This window comes from Bradyrhizobium sp. USDA 4506 (assembly GCF_054058795.1).
The window spans coordinates 231498-246917 of the sequence record NZ_JBSSBM010000001.1 but is presented as its reverse complement, the minus strand read 5'-3'; the positions used below and the strand labels follow the sequence as shown (position 1 = coordinate 246917).

13 protein-coding genes and 3 pseudogenes are annotated in these 15420 nt (G+C 60.7%); 10 read left to right on the top strand and 6 right to left on the bottom strand.

What is annotated here, in order from left to right; all coding sequences use genetic code 11:
- Window positions 1-140: 140 nt before the first annotated feature.
- A pseudogene (locus ACVIHF_RS01045) lies at window positions 141-1258 on the bottom strand (IS110 family RNA-guided transposase).
- A 112-nt stretch (window positions 1259-1370) separates the two neighbouring features.
- Between ACVIHF_RS01045 and ACVIHF_RS01040 the strand changes: the two are divergent.
- Window positions 1371-1490 (top strand): annotated as a pseudogene (locus tag ACVIHF_RS01040) (IS66 family transposase); the annotation flags it as partial.
- A gap of 69 nt (window positions 1491-1559) precedes the next feature.
- Here the strand turns inward: ACVIHF_RS01040 and ACVIHF_RS01035 are convergent.
- Entirely contained in the window at window positions 1560-2483 is a 924-nt protein-coding gene (locus tag ACVIHF_RS01035) for an AraC family transcriptional regulator (RefSeq protein ID WP_253610531.1), read from the bottom strand.
- Between the two features lie 270 nt (window positions 2484-2753).
- Here ACVIHF_RS01035 and soxC point away from each other — a divergent pair, with 270 nt between their 5' ends.
- From soxC to ACVIHF_RS01020, 3 genes are all read left to right on the top strand, one after another.
- Complete coding sequence (gene soxC, locus ACVIHF_RS01030) at window positions 2754-3929, top strand: sulfite dehydrogenase (protein ID WP_253610530.1); 1176 nt, start codon at window positions 2754-2756, stop codon at window positions 3927-3929.
- The gene (locus ACVIHF_RS01025) at window positions 3916-4461 is read left to right on the top strand and encodes a c-type cytochrome (RefSeq protein ID WP_253610528.1); all 546 of its coding nucleotides are present in this window, start codon (window positions 3916-3918) and stop codon (window positions 4459-4461) included. Before soxC ends, ACVIHF_RS01025 begins: the two co-directional genes overlap by 14 nt.
- A 64-nt stretch (window positions 4462-4525) precedes the next feature.
- Window positions 4526-4930, top strand: coding sequence for a DUF302 domain-containing protein (locus ACVIHF_RS01020; protein WP_375167165.1), 405 nt, complete (start codon window positions 4526-4528; stop codon window positions 4928-4930).
- 497 nt (window positions 4931-5427) lie between these two features.
- Here ACVIHF_RS01020 and ACVIHF_RS01015 read toward each other — a convergent pair whose 3' ends face one another.
- Window positions 5428-5793, bottom strand: coding sequence for a hypothetical protein (locus tag ACVIHF_RS01015; RefSeq protein WP_253610525.1), 366 nt, complete (start codon window positions 5791-5793; stop codon window positions 5428-5430).
- 83 nt (window positions 5794-5876) lie between these two features.
- On the opposite strand from ACVIHF_RS01015, the gene ACVIHF_RS01010 reads away from it, so the two are divergent.
- The gene (locus ACVIHF_RS01010; RefSeq protein WP_253610524.1) at window positions 5877-6755 is read left to right on the top strand and encodes a phosphotransferase family protein; all 879 of its coding nucleotides are present in this window, start codon (window positions 5877-5879) and stop codon (window positions 6753-6755) included.
- Between the two features lie 116 nt (window positions 6756-6871).
- Here ACVIHF_RS01010 and ACVIHF_RS01005 read toward each other — a convergent pair whose 3' ends face one another.
- From ACVIHF_RS01005 to ACVIHF_RS00995, 3 genes and pseudogenes are all read right to left on the bottom strand, one after another.
- Window positions 6872-8086, bottom strand: coding sequence for a class I adenylate-forming enzyme family protein (locus ACVIHF_RS01005; protein WP_253610653.1), 1215 nt, complete (start codon window positions 8084-8086; stop codon window positions 6872-6874).
- Window positions 8084-8499, bottom strand: a pseudogene (locus ACVIHF_RS01000) (transposase); the annotation flags it as partial. The pseudogene ACVIHF_RS01000 and the gene ACVIHF_RS01005, both read right to left, overlap by 3 nt.
- Before the next feature lie 108 nt (window positions 8500-8607).
- A complete protein-coding gene (locus ACVIHF_RS00995; RefSeq protein ID WP_253610523.1) occupies window positions 8608-9420 on the bottom strand; it encodes a hypothetical protein in 813 nt (270 codons plus the stop codon).
- A gap of 117 nt (window positions 9421-9537) precedes the next feature.
- On the opposite strand from ACVIHF_RS00995, the gene ACVIHF_RS00990 reads away from it, so the two are divergent.
- The 5 genes from ACVIHF_RS00990 to ACVIHF_RS00970 all read left to right on the top strand — a co-directional run bounded on the left by ACVIHF_RS00990 (window position 9538) and on the right by ACVIHF_RS00970 (window position 15179).
- Window positions 9538-9804, top strand: coding sequence for a conjugal transfer protein TraD (locus tag ACVIHF_RS00990; RefSeq protein ID WP_253610651.1), 267 nt, complete (start codon window positions 9538-9540; stop codon window positions 9802-9804).
- 513 nt (window positions 9805-10317) lie between these two features.
- The gene (gene aroA / locus ACVIHF_RS00985; protein WP_253610522.1) at window positions 10318-11733 is read left to right on the top strand and encodes a 3-phosphoshikimate 1-carboxyvinyltransferase; all 1416 of its coding nucleotides are present in this window, start codon (window positions 10318-10320) and stop codon (window positions 11731-11733) included.
- A gap of 469 nt (window positions 11734-12202) precedes the next feature.
- Entirely contained in the window at window positions 12203-13294 is a 1092-nt protein-coding gene (locus ACVIHF_RS00980) for an IS5 family transposase (RefSeq protein ID WP_069276043.1), read from the top strand.
- Window positions 13294-13638 carry a hypothetical protein gene (locus tag ACVIHF_RS00975; protein WP_253610246.1) on the top strand — a complete coding sequence of 115 codons (345 nt, stop codon included), beginning with the start codon at window positions 13294-13296 and terminating at the stop codon, window positions 13636-13638. Before ACVIHF_RS00980 ends, ACVIHF_RS00975 begins: the two co-directional genes overlap by 1 nt.
- Window positions 13639-13742: 104 nt before the next feature.
- Entirely contained in the window at window positions 13743-15179 is a 1437-nt protein-coding gene (locus tag ACVIHF_RS00970) for an IS701 family transposase (protein WP_253610521.1), read from the top strand.
- Window positions 15180-15420: the final 241 nt, after the last annotated feature.

Here is a 15420-nt window from a genome sequence, read left to right as displayed (position 1 = left end):
GGTACCGCAAGTCCATGTATTCGTCCGGGGCTGGTCCTCTCTTACAACGGGCGTCGGCATTGCCGGCCACAAAGCGTTGCCGGGAATTCCCCATTCAACGCCACGTCCCCACCGATAGACACGATAACGATAACCATAGGTCAGGTCGCCGCCAGCTGATCGTCTATTCTCGCGATGGCCCACATGAAGGCAGCAAGCTCGCGAGCGACCGCGGTCACCGCCACGGTGCTGCGCTTGCCGCGAGCAACGAGGGCACGGTAACGCTTGGTCAAACGTGCTTGGGCCTTCCATGCAATCTCTCGCACGACCTCAGGCATGTGCTGGCTTGCGAAGTACTTTCGTTTTCCCAACTTGGCCGGATAGCGGTAAGTCCATGCGGTCTCAGCCAAAACCCGGCGCACTCTGGCGTTTCCGGTCTTGGTGATGCCAACCCGGCGTACGGCATCACCGGTCGAGCGTTCCGAAGGTACAAGGCCGAGATAGGCCATTAACTGCCGCGGGTTCGTAAAGCGACGGACGTCACCGACCTCAACCATGAAGGTCGCTGCGCAAATGAGCCGGACCCCGCGCAAAGCCTGCAAACGTTCGACCACCGGTGTAAGTGGCCAATCGAGCATGCTGTCTTCGATCGCCTTTTCCAAACGCAATACTCTTTCCCGGCACTGCGACTCCGCGACGATCAACTCCTGCAGGACAGTTTGCTGGCCCGAATACGCTAAGCTGAGCCCGTGCATCCACTTAAAGTACTTCGTTCCCCAGGCTTTCAAGCCGGGAAAAATCTTGCCGTGTCGCAACAGAAAGGATCGGATCTCCTGTCGTTTGCGGTTCCGACCCTTCACCGCCGCCTCCCGCGCACGGATCAAGTCACGCATTGCCTCATGCGCTGCGTCCGGGGTCCAGATCTCCGTCAGTTCACCGGCGCGGAACAACCGGGCAAGCTTCTCGGCATCCCGGCGGTTTGTTTTGATCCGATCGCCAGGCTTGTGTGGAATCAGGGACGGGGCAATGACAGCACATTCATGGCCAAGCGCTTCGATCTCTCGCTCAGTCCATATCCCGTCGGCCCAGCCTCATAGCAAAATCTTAAACGTAAACCTGGCCGCGCGAGCTTGCGGACGAGCCGGCCTACCGACGCGTTGTCAGAGGATATTTCACCCAGATAGCGAACCTCACCGTCGCGCCCGTTCTCGGCAATCGCAACTGCATGCCGATCTTTGGCCGCATCCAAACCTACGAAATTCTCGCTATAATCTTTCACGGTTCGTCCTCCTGGCGTGAGGATAGGCTCCTTGAGCAACCCTCGTTTCAATACCGCCAGTGTAGGGCGACCCACCCCACCGCCGGCATCAGAAAGGACATACGGTCTTACGTTGAAGCCGTGGTTCGAGAAACAGCTGTCGACGATCTCCAGCGGTTCGACGCTCGCCGAGGACATCCGCTACGCGCTCAATCACTGGCAGGGGCTGACCCGCTTCCTCGAAGACGGGCGCCGGTTATGGCCGCCTTTCTACACCACGCTCAGGGACAAGATCGGTTTGCGGGGCCTCGAGCGATTGCGACTACAGATTCGAGCCCATTTGGCGCAAGGCGCCGGGGCGAATACCGAAGCGGCGCTGAAATGCCCGGCTCAATGATGTTTCCGACTGATAACCGACGTCCGCTGCAATCCTGTGGAGCGCTTCAGAAGTATGCGAGATTCGATTGCGGGCCAAGCCTAACCGAAGCTCTGTCAAAAAGACTTGCGGCGGCATTCCGCAGATTCGTCGGAATGCTCGCACCAGTGTTGCTCTGGATACCGCTGCGATGGAGGCCAATTCGTTCAGCTCCCAATGTCTGGCAGGATCGGCGAGAATTGCGGCCGCTGCTCGCGACGTCTCTCGTGCGCTCAGTAGGCCCAGCAATCCTTGTATGGAGGGAGCGAGCTCGAGATGCTGGCGCAGCAGCATTACAAACAATGCGCTTGACAGATCATTGGCAATGGCTGTGGCACCGCAACGACCGTTTTCCAGTTCGTCACGGATCAAGCGTACCACGGCCGCGCACTGCAGCATACCTCCTAGCTTGAGCACGATCACATGAGGGAGCGCTCGCAGCAGAAGGTTTTCGGTAGCGCTCTCCAGATGCAGGCGACCGCAGATCAGCTCGGTTTCCGCTGCCGAACCTTGCGTCTGTCTCACGCGAATGTGGTCGTGATAGGTGGCGGTGATGTTCCGGGATTCTTCCCTTCCGTCGCCGGCATAGACAACATGCCCGTCCCCATGCGGAAGCAGCAGGACGTCCCCGGCCTCAAGCTGGACCGGCAGTTGCCCGGCTCGCTCGATGCAGCAGGCGCCCTTGGTGACGATGTGGAAGGCAGCCCAGCCTGGTCCTTCAGGTTCGTGCACAGTGCGCCACGTGCCACCAAACCGACAGAAATCCTGCAACTCGGGCCGGACGCGAAGCATCGGCGCTAGATTGCTTAAGCCGTCCTGCGGTCCAGACACCGATCGGCGCTCCCTTTGATCCTTGCGGTCATTGAGTAGCGCCGCCCGGACATCGACAGGAAGGCCTCTCTTCATCACCTTATGGTTATCTGATCACATTGCCGGCCGCCCCCGGCGAACAGCGCCCCGTCGAGACGAGCAGGCTGGGCTATGGGTTTCGAGGTATCGAAGAAAATGACCGATCGTAGAGACCATTCCCCCGAGAGTATCGAGGGTCGACTGTCGCGAAGAAACTTCCTAGCAGCGTCCACGGGGCTTGCGGGAAGCATCGTGGCGGGTCGGGCCGCGGCGGCGGACTCTCTCGCCGATGTGCCGCCGCGAGAGGACGGTGCCGACCTCTCGGGCCACAGCGAGCGATCGAAGTACGTGAAGATCGCACGTATTCCAGAAGCTGGTCCCGGCAAGCGCAACATCGATCCGGGCGACGCGATCAATTCGAAGGCGCCGCTCGACAAGCTCTTCGGCAGCATCACGCCGACCGACCTGCACTACGAGCGAAGCCATTCCGGCGTGCCCGACATCGATCCGGCCAAACACCGGTTGCTGGTGCACGGTATGGTCCAAAAGCCGCTGGTGTTCAACGTCGAAGATCTGAAGGCAATGCCGTCGATCTCGCGGATGATCTTCCTCGAATGCACCGGAAACGGCTGGGAAAATTGGAAGAAGGCCGATCCCAACCTTACCGTGCAGAACACGCACGGATTGGTCAGCACCAACGAATGGACGGGCGTTCCTCTCAAGTTCATCGTCGATCTCGTCGGGAAGGATCGCAATTCCACCTGGATGCTCGCCGAGGGCGGCGACGCGGCAGGCGTTGCCCGCAGCATTCCGCTCACCGACGAGATTCTGAACGAGGCATTCGTTGCCTATGGGCAGAATGGCGAGCCGTTACGGCCCGCGCACGGCTTTCCGATGCGGCTGGTGATGCCGGGCTTCGAGGGCAACCTCAACATCAAGTGGTTGCGCCGCCTGAAGTTCGGCGACCAGCCCTGGATGACCCGCTGGGAGACAGCCCGCTACACGCAACTCCAGGCCAACGGCAAAGCCATTCAATTCCAACTCCGGATGGAGACCAATTCGGTGATCACCGCGCCCTCCGGCACCATGATGATTAAGCCCGGCTACCAGCGCATCACGGGGCTGGCCTGGAGCGGTCATGGCAAGGTCGCGAAGGTCGAGATATCGACCGACGGCGCAAACACCTGGAAGGAGGCGCAGCTCTATTTCCCGGCGCTGCCGAAAGCGCAGACCCGATTTCAGATGGATTGGGTCTGGGATGGCAAGCCGACCAAAATCGCAAGCCGTTCGACCGACGACAAGGGCAATATCCAACCCGATCGCAAGTCCTTCATCGCGGCAATGGGGACCAACGCCTTGTTTCACTACAACGCACAACAAACCTGGAGCATCGACGAGACCGGGAGGGTCAGCAATGTTCTCGACTAACAAAGCTCTTCTCGTCGGGGCGTTCGCGCTCATGCTCGTCTCGCCAGTCCTTGCATATGACTTCGGCCGTCCAGCAACGCCCGCCGAGATAGCGTTGTGGGACATCGACGTCAGGCCGGATGGAACGGGGCTGCCGCCAGGAAGCGGAACAGCGGCGCGCGGCAAGGAGGTCTTCGCCGACAACTGCGCAGCGTGCCACGGGGACAAGGGCGTCGGCGGCATCAAAGACCGCTTGGTGGGCGGGCAGGGCACGCTGACCTCGAATGCACCCGTGAAAACTGTCGGCAGCTACTGGCCCTACGCCACGACGCTGTTCGACTATATCCATCGGGCGATGCCCTATCAGGCGCCGGGCTCACTGAGCGTCGACGACACTTACGCCGTTGCCGCTTACATCCTAAGCCTGAATGGCATTCTGCCTGCCGACGGCAAGCTCGATCGTGACAGCCTGCCGAAGATCAAGATGCCAAACCGCGACGGGTTCGTGCCGGAAGCGGAATTCGATCCGGCGAAGCTGTTCAGGAAGCAATGACATGAGGTTTGCTTGGACTGTCGCTGCTGTATTGATCGCAACTCTGATACTGGGAGAGCCGGCAATGTCCACCGATGGATTAACTACTGTGCGCAGTAGCTTCGGCCCGCAAGAGACCATGAAGCGATTGGAGGCCGAGGTCCGTGCCAAGGGCATGACGGTCTTCGCTCACATCGATCATGCCGCTGGCGCCGCCGCGGTCGGTCTACCGCTGCGACCCACAGACCTTCTGATCTTCGGCGCCGCCAAGGGAGGCACGCCGCTGATGCAAGCATCGCAGACGATTGGCATAGACCTGCCGCTGAAGGCGCTGGTCTGGCAGGACGAGGCGGGCTCGACGTTTCTGTCCTACAACGATCCAGCGTTTCTTACGCATCGGCATGGGCTCGACGAATCCGTCAAGCCAGTCGTCGAAGCGATGTCGGACGCGCTGAAGGCAATTGCGGCCAAGGCAACCGAGACACCCTGAGATCGGCGCGAGTCAGTCTCTCACCAAACGAGAAGCGCGTTCGGCTAGGGGGCTACGCAACCGTGGCAACGTAAAGGTGGGTTCCGCGTAAGCGCGCGCGGTTCCTGTTCCTGGCGGAAACCTGGCGGCTGCATCCGGATGCGGCTGCGATCGCTCGCTGGACTCGAAAAGCAGGCCGCGTCAAACGAAGGGGAGCGACGCACGGAACATCACGATGTAGCGTCGCACGTTCGCTCCAGAGCAGTAATGATCAGTCGTTCCAGCTTGGGTTGGGGTCGGCGACGAAGGCGATGTCAATCGCCGAACTGGTCGGAGATCAGATGGTCTCTCGAGCCATCAACCAGATGCGTCTCGACATCGGGGAAGCGTTGCCGGTGGTCGAGAAGGGTGGCCCGGAGATTGCCGGCTGAAAATGAAACGTGGACTCCGATGGTCAATCGACCGCTTTCGCCGCGCGAACGGCTTTTTGACACGAACCGTGATCGCTTCCGTCTCATCTACGATGCGCTGGGCAGCATCGAGGAATTGCTGTCCCACTGAAGCCGCCACCACACGATCGAGCCGTGTCGCGCCACGCGACCTTGCTTGTGATCCAAGGCTGCCGTGCCGCCAGCCTGGAACTTGCGGACGACATATCGGATTTGCTCGTCATTCTTCATCAGGCCAGCGCTGCGGAGTTCATCTGTCCGGGCTCGGTCGATCTTCCGCCAGCGGATCAGCTGAGGGCGCAGACGGCTGGCGATCTTCGCTGGAGGGCGGCGCTTCTTGGTTGATCGCTCCAAGGACCCCTTGCCTTGATAGGGCCGCAACGCTACCCGATGGGCATCGTAGATCTTTTGCAGCATCGTTCCGGGCGCGGTCATGGCTCCCTCTCTGGGTCTCCAATATGGTCAATTGGCTTGACATTAAAGGGGGCTCGCCCGACAGATGATGGCGAGGAGAGGCCATGATCGACCAACGACAGAAGGCGCTTCAGGTGGCGCTGGCGGCAAGTGCTCGCGCCGGAGGGCAGGGGGAGGGCCGCATCGAGGCGCTCCGTCAGCTTGGCGGTGGCGCGAGCAAGGAGAGCTGGTCCTTCGATTTCGTGACCGCCGAACGATCTGTACCCATGGTGCTGCGGGTGGCGCCCTTGTCCGAGCGTTTCAGCGGCAATGGCGTTCTGCCGATCGCAACCGAGGCGGCCTTGATCCGCGAGGCGTATCGTGACGGGCTGTCAGTCCCGGAGTTTTTCTTCGAGCTGACACCCGATGCCGAGGTCGGCGAGGGCTATGCCATGGCGCGTCTGACCGGTGAGAGCGTGGGGCCGCGGATCCTCAAGTCGCAGACCCTCCACGGCGCGCGCGCGGGTCTGGCGCGACAATGCGGGATGGCGCTGGCACAACTTCATGCGCTCAGCCGCGATCATCTTCCGGCACTTCCAACCGCCCACCCCGCTGTCGCATCGCAGGTGCTGGAAGACCGCTTTCGCGCGACGGGCCAGTCCCGCCCGGTCTTCGAACTGGCTTTCGGCTGGTTGAGCAGGAATCGTCCCGAGCCGCGGCCCCTTGCCCTGGTTCATGGCGATTTCCGGAACGGCAATCTCATGGTCGGCCCGAACGGCCTCGTCGGAATTCTCGATTGGGAGCAAGCCCATATCGGGGATCCGATCGAAGACCTTGGATGGTTGTGTGTGGAGAGTTGGCGCTTCCAGAATCCCTCGCAGCCCGTGGGCGGCTTTGGTGGCTATCAGGATCTGATCGACGGCTATGCGGAGGCTGGAGGGCGAGCACCGAGCCTGGGCGAAATCCGCTACTGGGAGATCTACGGATCACTCCGCGGGGCGTGATGTGCGCGGAAGTCGCCGAGCGCTTCAGGGAGGGCGTACGAAGCATCGAGGGCGCGATGATCGCACGGCGCGCGTCGGAGACCGAATATAGTCTCATTCGCCTAATCGGAGGCTGATCAGCCTGCAGCTTCAAGCTCGACCGCAAGAGGCTCCAACGCCGGGCGTACGACCTTGCCTGCGGGGTTGCGCGGAAGTCGCTCGACGAAGAACACCGTCTTGGGAGTTTTGTAGCCCGCGATCTGCTTGCGGCAGCGCTCGATCACCTCTGCCGCGCTCATCTCCGCCTCCGGGCGAAGTGCGACCATGGCGCAAATGGCCTGGCCCCAGCGCTGGTCGCGCCGTCCGAACACGGCGACCTCTGCAACCTCGGGAAAAGTTGCGATGACATTCTCGACCTCCGACGGATACACATTCTCGCCGCCGGTGATGATCATGTCGCCCCATCGTCCGATGACGCGAACATAGCCGTCCGTGTCCATCGCGCCCATGTCACTGGTCGCGATCCATCCATCGCTTCGGGCGATCGGAATGCGCCTGCCCTGCCGGAGATAGGATGGAGCGGGGTAGGACAGCTGAACCTCGATTTCGCCGACCTCTCCCGGCGCAACTTCACGACCATCTTTATCGACGACGCGAAGCGAGATGCCGGGGTTGATCGAAACTGTGGGCGGCCCTCCCGAGCCCCAATCGATCCGGTGCGCAGCGGGCGCGAGATGGCCGACGGGGCCGACGGTCTCGGTGAGGCCATAAACCTGAGAAAATTCGCAGTTGAAGGTCTGGTAGCAGCGCTCGAGCATCTCCGGCGCGATCGGTGCTGCCCCGTAGGCGATCATGCGCAGGGCCGAGAGATCGCGCGGATTGCGGGCCTGCTGTTCCAACACAGTGTCCAGCATCGTGGGGTGCCATTGCACATGACTCGCACCGAGATCGGCGACTGCGGAGGTCATGCGATCTGGCGAGGCTTGGGGCAGCAGAATGATTGTCATGCCACCGGTTAGCCCGTAGCAACACCAAACCCATCCAGCTGTATGGAAAAGCGGAGCCACGATCTGCAGCCGCGACTGCGCGTTAAAACCAAGAGTAGTCGGCGCCGCAATGGCGCGTTCGGCGGACTCGAACGAGAATTCGACTGCCTTGGGAAGCCCGGAGCTTCCGGAGGTGAAGAAGATCGAGCAGGGATCGCCCGCCTTGATGGCGACATTGTCGAACTGCGGCACCGCTTTCGACAACCTGTGAAGCGCCTCGCCGGCCTCAAGGGATGGCGTAGACGGCGGCAGCTTTGCCTGGAAGTCGCGGTCGGCAAATACGACGGAAACGGGCAGATCATTCATACACTGGCGAAGGCGGCCATCGTTCGTCCGGGTCGTCTTGTATCTCATAGTCATGCGGCAGCTGCCGATGGTTTTACACGCCCGCCGTTCGCTCAACCGGTGGGCATCCATGAGATGGGCGACAGCTTTCCGTTCAGCTGCGGGCGTCACCACTTCTTCTCCAGCAAGTCCTTCAGGGCGACATTGTCGAGCATGACATTCGCCAGCAACCGCTTCAGCCGTGTGTTCTCATCCTCCAGTTCTTTCAGTTGCTTGGCATCTGACACCTCCATGCCGCCGAACTTCGCCTTCCATTTGTTGATGCTGGCGTCGCTGACGCCATGCTTGCTGCACAGGTCGGCGACGGAAACGCCGGCCTCGTGCTCCTTTAAAATCCCAATGATCTGCTCTTCCGAAAAGCGGCTGCGCTTCATACTCCGGTCCTTGTCGTGGGCCAGGAAGAACTTCAAGCAGGATAAAGCCCGTGGGGCAAGGTCAACGCCATCGGCTTGTCGCGTTCCTTGCCGTTGTTTCGACGATCGTCATCGCTGATCTGTCACGGCTGCGCTGATTTCCAGGGAAAGCGGCCTCTGCTGAACGGTCTGCGTCTCGTCTCCGCAGCAAACGAGGTCCCTGCTCATGGCTGCCGTCCCGCCGCACGACACTTTCACACGCTTCCTCTGTCTTCCGTCGGCAAGTCGGCACCTCGCTGCCGCATCCTCACGGCAGACAGAACGTTTGAGAAATGTCTGAACTAGCGAGTACGGAGGCATCGTGGTTAGCTGAGAGGGAGGACCATTGGTCATGGACGTCACACTGGTGCGACGGCAGGCCGCGCCTAACCGCGTCGCTTGAAGCAAGAAATGTTCGAATTCAAAATATGCGGACCGATGATCCAAGATTACTGCGGAGGTATCCTTGATGCTTAATGGCGCGCTCCTTGCGCGGTATTTGTTCTTGAGCAAGCGCGGACACGCAGCCGCTGCCGACATAAAACGGCCAGCCCTTTGATTTCCCGTAACATTCGCGAAATCAAGGATGCCCATCAGCTCGCCGCGTAGCTCGGCATGGACCTCGCCGCGTTTCTCGCCGGGGGGCAGCACGATTTCGCCGATGAGCGAGCGGAGCGCCTGGGCTGCTTCCCGGCCTCCGTCCGGATCGTCCAGAGCCTCGGTGAACCGGACTACGTTCTTGCGGTAGATGTTGGCGACGTTCGGGTGAACGTCCGGGATATCGGCGGGAGCCTGGGTAAGACGCTCGGTGATCTCCGCCCTCTGCCGTTCAAGCTCGTCCATCCGGGCCTTCATCGACGGCTGGTAGAGGCCATCTTCGATGGCTGCCATGATGCCGGCCATGGCACTTTCAAGGACGGGCGCGGCGATCGACGTCGGCAAATGGCCGTGACGCGGGCGGCCCTGCGGCGCAACCGGACCGAGCGCAACCGCCATCAGGCGGCACAAGCGCGTCATGATATGCGCACATGGCAGGTCGAGCGCCGCAAGCGCACGCGGCATCTCATTGAGCTCGGCGGTCTCGTCGTCAAGGCCGGGATCGTCGAGCTGACCAACGATGATCGTGTCACCATCCTCGGCGCGCTGCTCTGGGTGGCGGACAAGCTCAAAAGCGATCAGCAAGAACAGGCACGGGCGCTTTGGGCCGAAAGGGGGATTATGGCGTTCAAGGCAGACCTGGCAACCCACAAGAGAGCAGATCGAACTGCTCCAACCGTCATCCGTTGACACACGACAGGGCACGTCAGGCGAGCGCGATTGTAAGCTACATGCCGCTGGCGAGCGTGGACAAGTTTCGAGCCGACGCGTTGTGGTCATACGCTGACCAGATCGCCGAAGATACCGATGCTCCAGTTCGTCTGCTCGTCCGGAACTATCTCAGCAGCAGGGTGGTTGTAGCCCTCCCGAGAGCTATGTGGCCCTGTTTGCTGATATGGCCAGAACTGATGTCCGTACCAGACTACTGTTGCGACGGCGTGTGTCCGAAATACTCCGCCGACCGTCTGTATCGCCGGGATTTTGTCAGACGTTGATTTTGAACAATCTGCCGACAATGGACCTAACACTACACACCGTCATCAGCCCAACAGACCGGATGCTGGACGACTCGTCGGCCGCAAGCGGTTGCGCCGGTTCGGCGAAGTACAATCCGCCGACGCAGCGGTAGCCCCCGCCGTTCCTTCTTAGACACCATCGGTTTGGAGAGCGAGCCGAACGGTAGCGTCTGGCGGTCATCGGACGATGCACAGCGAAGACCGTATGGGGTTGTTTTTAATTGCAATCGTGTGCTTAAAAGCCGGAACGTTGCCTCACAGCGCGAGTACAACCTTGTCTCAGGCCTCAAATCATCGAATCCTTATTGAAAAGTTCACTGGCGAACTAGACGGAGTAGTCGTCGTTCCCGGCAGCAAGAGCATCACCAATAGGGCCATCATGATGGCCCTCTGCAGCAGGGGTGGGTCGACCATTCGAAACCCGCTCGACAGCGATGACACCAAGGCCGGGCTCGCCGCCGCCGAAGCTCTCGGATGCAAAATTGAGAAGGTGGCTGACGGATTCACTGTCTATGGAATTGGACGAGACCGTCCCGTTACTGGGACTGCCCTCAATGTCCACTCGGCGGGCACGGTCGCGCGCTTTTTGCCGTGCGTGCTGGCTATGGGTGGCGCTGGGGAGTGGCAAATCGTAGCCAGCAAGCAGATGACCATGCGGCCCATGAAGGGTTTGTTCGATGCCTTGGCTATGCTCGGGGAGTGCATCCAGCCTTTAGAACGTCCCGGATTTCTCCCCGCTTTGGTTCGTGGCGGTGCCATTACCAATACCGAAGCTTTCGTCGATGGCGGCGTATCCAGCCAGTATCTCAGCGGACTCCTTATTGCTGCCCCTCAGGCCGAGCATCCCATGGTCTTCCGCACAGACGGTCATGTCGTTCAGCGTCAATATGTCGACATCACGCTCGATTGCATGCGCGCCTTTGGAGCGGAGGTCGATGCCACGAGCGATCTATCCAAAATCCGCGTGCAACCGACCGGCTATTTCGCCACCGATTTTCAGGTCGAAGCGGATGCCTCAACGGCGTCCTATTTCGCAGCGCTGCCAGCTGCTCTCAAGGGTACGCTGGTGATCCCCAATGCCATCCGACATAGTCGTCAGCCCGACACCAGATTTATCGACCTCATTGCGCAACTTGGTTGTGAAGTAGCCTGGCTCGGTTCGAAGGGCGTGCGGATTTCACGCCCCGCAACTCTCTTGAAACTGAAGGGCGGATTCACCCTCGATCTCAATGATTGTTCGGACATCGCCCTGACGGTCGCCGCGCTGGCCCCTTATGCTGATGCTCCCATCGAGATCCAAGGAGTTGCCCATATCCGCAACCATGAGTGCGACCGCGTCGATGCGATGACGCAAGCACTTCTCGAGGTGGGCGTTCCGGTCGAAGAAAGGGCGGATGGGTGGAAAGTTTTCCCGGGAATTCCCCGCTACGCCGAGCTTCGAACCCGCGACGATCATCGAATGGCGATGTCTCTTGCCGTTCTCGGAGCGGCCGGCGGTGGCGTGAGCCTAGATCATCCCGAATGTGTCGCCAAGACCTGCCCTGAGTTCTATCGCTTGATTTCTCAAGTCGGGCTTGCCGTTCGAGACATACCTCCGCTTTGACCGTCAAGTTCACCACCGCAAGCAGCCGTTGCGTACGCCGCTACTACGGGGCCCCATCTGAGCGTTGTACGCAGGATAGTGGTCGACCTTCGCGGCGCGGAGCTCCAAATTCAGTTTGCCCTCGCTAATGGAAAAGTGACGCGGCTTTTGAAGAATCGTGGTTCCTGCATTGCGGCGGTCAGCGGGAGCGATCGTTATGTCGTGTGAATGCCCCCGATGATCTCGTGGTAAACCTTGCGGTCGGGATCGAACGATCCTCTACAAATCACCTCGCAACAATACGTGATCTGAGGCCCCGAGCAAGCTTCGCCGGCATGACTTTTGTCGTTGACTAAAGACGCTAGCAAATCCTCCCTTACTGGATCTGGTGCTAGACGAATATTCTTGCCTAGCAGGCTGTTGAAAAAAGGCGGTCGCCGCCGACCGAGGATCATGATTCATTGGCTCCGACGAGATTCGGAGATGGTGCGTGCGCGGCGGCGACAATCGAACGGGCGAGCTGTTCAGCTACGTCGACCTGGAAGCAAGGGTGCGGCGTGATCATCCGCTGCGAGGGATCCGGACGATCGTGAACGAGGCGCTGGCGGCGCTGGAGCACGAGTTCGCCGCCCTTTATTCGCCGATTGGACGGCCGTCGATCCCGCCGGAGAAGCTGCTGCGGGCGATGCTGTTGCAGGCGTTTTATTCGATCCGCTCGGAGCGACTTCTGATGGAGCGGTTGGAATATGATTTGCTGTTCCGCTGGTTCGTCGGAATCGGCGTCGACGATGCAGCCTGGGACCATTCGGTATTCTCGAAGAACCGCGACCGGCTGCTGGAAGGCGACATCGCGGCGAAGTTCCTGGCGGCGGTGCTGGCGCAGCCCAGGGTGAAGAAGCTTCTGTCGAGCGATCACTTCTCGGTCGACGGCACGCTGATCGAGGCCTGGGCCTCGATGAAGAGCGTCAAACCGAAGGATAGCTCCGGCGAGCCGCCGGCCCAAGGCGGCGGGCGCAATGCTGAAGCGAACTTCCATGGCCAGAAGCGCTCCAACGACACCCATGCTTCGACCACCGATCCGGAGGCCAGGCTCTACCGCAAGGGGAAAGGCAAGGAGACGAAGCTGTGCTTCATCGGGCACGGGCTGATGGAGAACCGCCACGGCTTGCTGGTCGACGCCTGCCTGACGCAGGCCGGTGGGCATGCCGAACGGGTGGCCGCGCTGCACATGATCGAGCCTCGTGCCGATCGACCGACAGCGATCACGCTTGGTGCCGACAAAGCCTACGATGCAGAAGACTTCGTCAACGAGCTGCGCTCGATGAACGTGACGCCGCATGTTGCGCAGAATACCGGCGGCCGTAGCTCTGCGATCGACGGGCGTACGACCCGGCACGGCGGTTATGCTGTCAGCCAGCGCATCCGCAAGCGGATTGAGGAGGCATTCGGCTGGATCAAGACGGTCGCCGGGCAAGAGAAGACCAGATTCCGTGGCCGTGATCGGGTCGGATGGGCCTTTACCTTCGCTGCGGCCGCCTACAATCTGGTGCGGCTGCCCAAGTTGATCGCGGAGACCGGTTGATGGCCAAGGTGCCCGGCTTTGCCAAGGCCTTTGCCGGCCGCTGGCGCATCGTCGAAATGGACAACTGGGACAGCGACTTCCTCGATCTTGTCGGAGAGGCGCATCTCACCTTCCGTGGCAAGTCCGATGGCGAAATAGCGTTTGGGGCTCTCAAGGGCTTCCTGGATGCTCGCTACGGCACCCGCGACGGATCGGCCTGCGCCGAGTTCTCATGGGAGAGGCACGACGAGAATGATCCGTCCTGTGGTCGCGGATGGGCCATGATCGGCACTGCGGGCAGGCTCGTTGGCCACTTCTACATCCACAATGGCGACGATTCAGCCTTCGTTTGCGAACGCGGCTGAGTTCTTCAACGGCCTGCTAGTCTGACTGAGTCACAAAACCGCAGGCTCTAGCCGGCCAGAATCAGCGATGGTTGCAGCATGGACCATTAGCCGATGAGGCCGACATGAGCGGGCGTGGCACCAGGACGAGCGAGAAGCGATTTGCGGCGTATTTGGAAGGGCTTGCCAGTGTCATCGGTCATGCTGATCGGAAGGCGCCGCTGCGCGACTATTGCGTCGGCCTGATGGCCTGCGGCGGTCGCAAGAGCGTGGAGCCGATGGCGGCGGTGACGGCTCCGGAGCGGACGGCGGCCCAGCATCAATCGCTGCTGCATTTCGTCGGCAGCGGCGCCTGGTCGGATGAGAAGGTGCTGAGCAAGGTACGCGAGATGGTCCTGCCGGCGATTGAACGCCAGGGCCCCATCGAAGGCTGGATCATCGACGATACCGGATTTCCCAAGCAGGGGCGACATTCGGTTGGAGTTGCGCGGCAATATTGCGGGCAGCTCGGCAAGCAGGATAATTGCCAGGTGGCGGTGTCGCTGTCGATTGCCAACCACCACGCCAGCCTGCCTGTCGCCTACTGCCTTTATCTTCCGAAGGAATGGACTGAGGATTGCGATCGGCGGCGTAAAGTGGGCATTCCCGCCGAAGTCGGCTTCCGGACCAAGCCGGAGATCGCGCTGGAGCAGTTGCGGTGGGCCTGTGCGAGCAACCTTCCACGTGGTGTCGTGCTGATGGACGCGGGCTATGGCAACAACAGCGACCTGCGCACGGAGATCACGGCGCTGGGATTGACCTATGTGGCGGGTCTTCTGTCGAGCACAACGGTATGGGCGCCCGGCACCGGTCCCTTGCCGCCGAAGCCATGGTCGGGCCGCGGCCGTCCACCGAAACTGATGCGCCGCAACCGTCAGCATCAGCCAGCCGCCGTGAAGGCGCTCGCGATCGGCCTGCCGGCCCAAGCTTGGCGCACCATCACGTGGCGGCAAGGAACGAACGAAGAGCTGACCTCGCGCTTTGCCCGCGTGCGGGTTCGTGCCGCGCATCGTGATTATTGGCAAACCACCCGGCGATTGGAGGAATGGTTGCTGATCGAATGGCCGAAAGGCGAGGACGAGCCTACCAAATACTGGCTCTCGACAATGCCGGAGGATGTGGCATTCCGGACGCTCGTTGAGACGGCTAAATTGCGCTGGCGCATCGAACGCGACTATCAGGACCTCAAGCAGGAGGTCGGGCTCGGCCACTTCCAGGGACGCGGCTGGCGCGGCTTTCATCATCACGCAACGATGTGCATTGCGGCCTACGGATTCCTGATCTCCGAGCGGGAGACGATTCCCCCCTCAGGCGCGCGGCGCGCCCAGCCGATCCCGCTCGCTCGCCTTCCCGCAGATTATAGACCCCGCGGATCTGCCGCTGCGGACCCAACGTCACATTCCAAACTCGATCGCGACGATGCGACGGCGGCTCGAGCATGGGCTCGTCCGAACGCTGTCGAGATGTCCTTGTTGTGCGATCAAGTTCGACCACTACACAGATCGTCGTTTGTGACGCAGTAAGACTAGGTCCGCACTTGAAAGTCCCGAGCAGCTTTCTTGCGTTATGCGAAGCTGAATACAACGATCATTCATCATCGCGCGACGACTCACTTTGTCTATTTTGGGCCCTGTTTCGAGACGAAGAAAACGTTCGGTCTGTTTTTCGAGCCGCGACGGAATTTTCTTCTCGCAATGCTGCGGTAATGTTCCGGCTGCAAGTCAGATTGCACTCTTCTAAAAACGCAACTCTTGACTCACATCC

Coding starts and splice junctions, on each gene's coding strand:
- ACVIHF_RS01025 (WP_253610528.1), top strand. CDS start 3,916: ATGTTCTCGACTAACAAAGCTCTTCTCGTCGGGGCGTTCGCGCTCATG.
- ACVIHF_RS01020 (WP_375167165.1), top strand. CDS start 4,526: ATGTCCACCGATGGATTAACTACTGTGCGCAGTAGCTTCGGCCCGCAA.
- ACVIHF_RS01015 (WP_253610525.1), bottom strand. CDS start 5,793: ATGACCGCGCCCGGAACGATGCTGCAAAAGATCTACGATGCCCATCGG.
- ACVIHF_RS01010 (WP_253610524.1), top strand. CDS start 5,877: ATGATCGACCAACGACAGAAGGCGCTTCAGGTGGCGCTGGCGGCAAGT.
- ACVIHF_RS01005 (WP_253610653.1), bottom strand. CDS start 8,086: ATGAATGATCTGCCCGTTTCCGTCGTATTTGCCGACCGCGACTTCCAG.
- ACVIHF_RS00995 (WP_253610523.1), bottom strand. CDS start 9,420: ATGGCCGGCATCATGGCAGCCATCGAAGATGGCCTCTACCAGCCGTCG.
- ACVIHF_RS00990 (WP_253610651.1), top strand. CDS start 9,538: ATGCGCACATGGCAGGTCGAGCGCCGCAAGCGCACGCGGCATCTCATT.
- aroA (WP_253610522.1), top strand. CDS start 10,318: ATGCACAGCGAAGACCGTATGGGGTTGTTTTTAATTGCAATCGTGTGC.
- ACVIHF_RS00975 (WP_253610246.1), top strand. CDS start 13,294: ATGGCCAAGGTGCCCGGCTTTGCCAAGGCCTTTGCCGGCCGCTGGCGC.
- ACVIHF_RS00970 (WP_253610521.1), top strand. CDS start 13,743: ATGAGCGGGCGTGGCACCAGGACGAGCGAGAAGCGATTTGCGGCGTAT.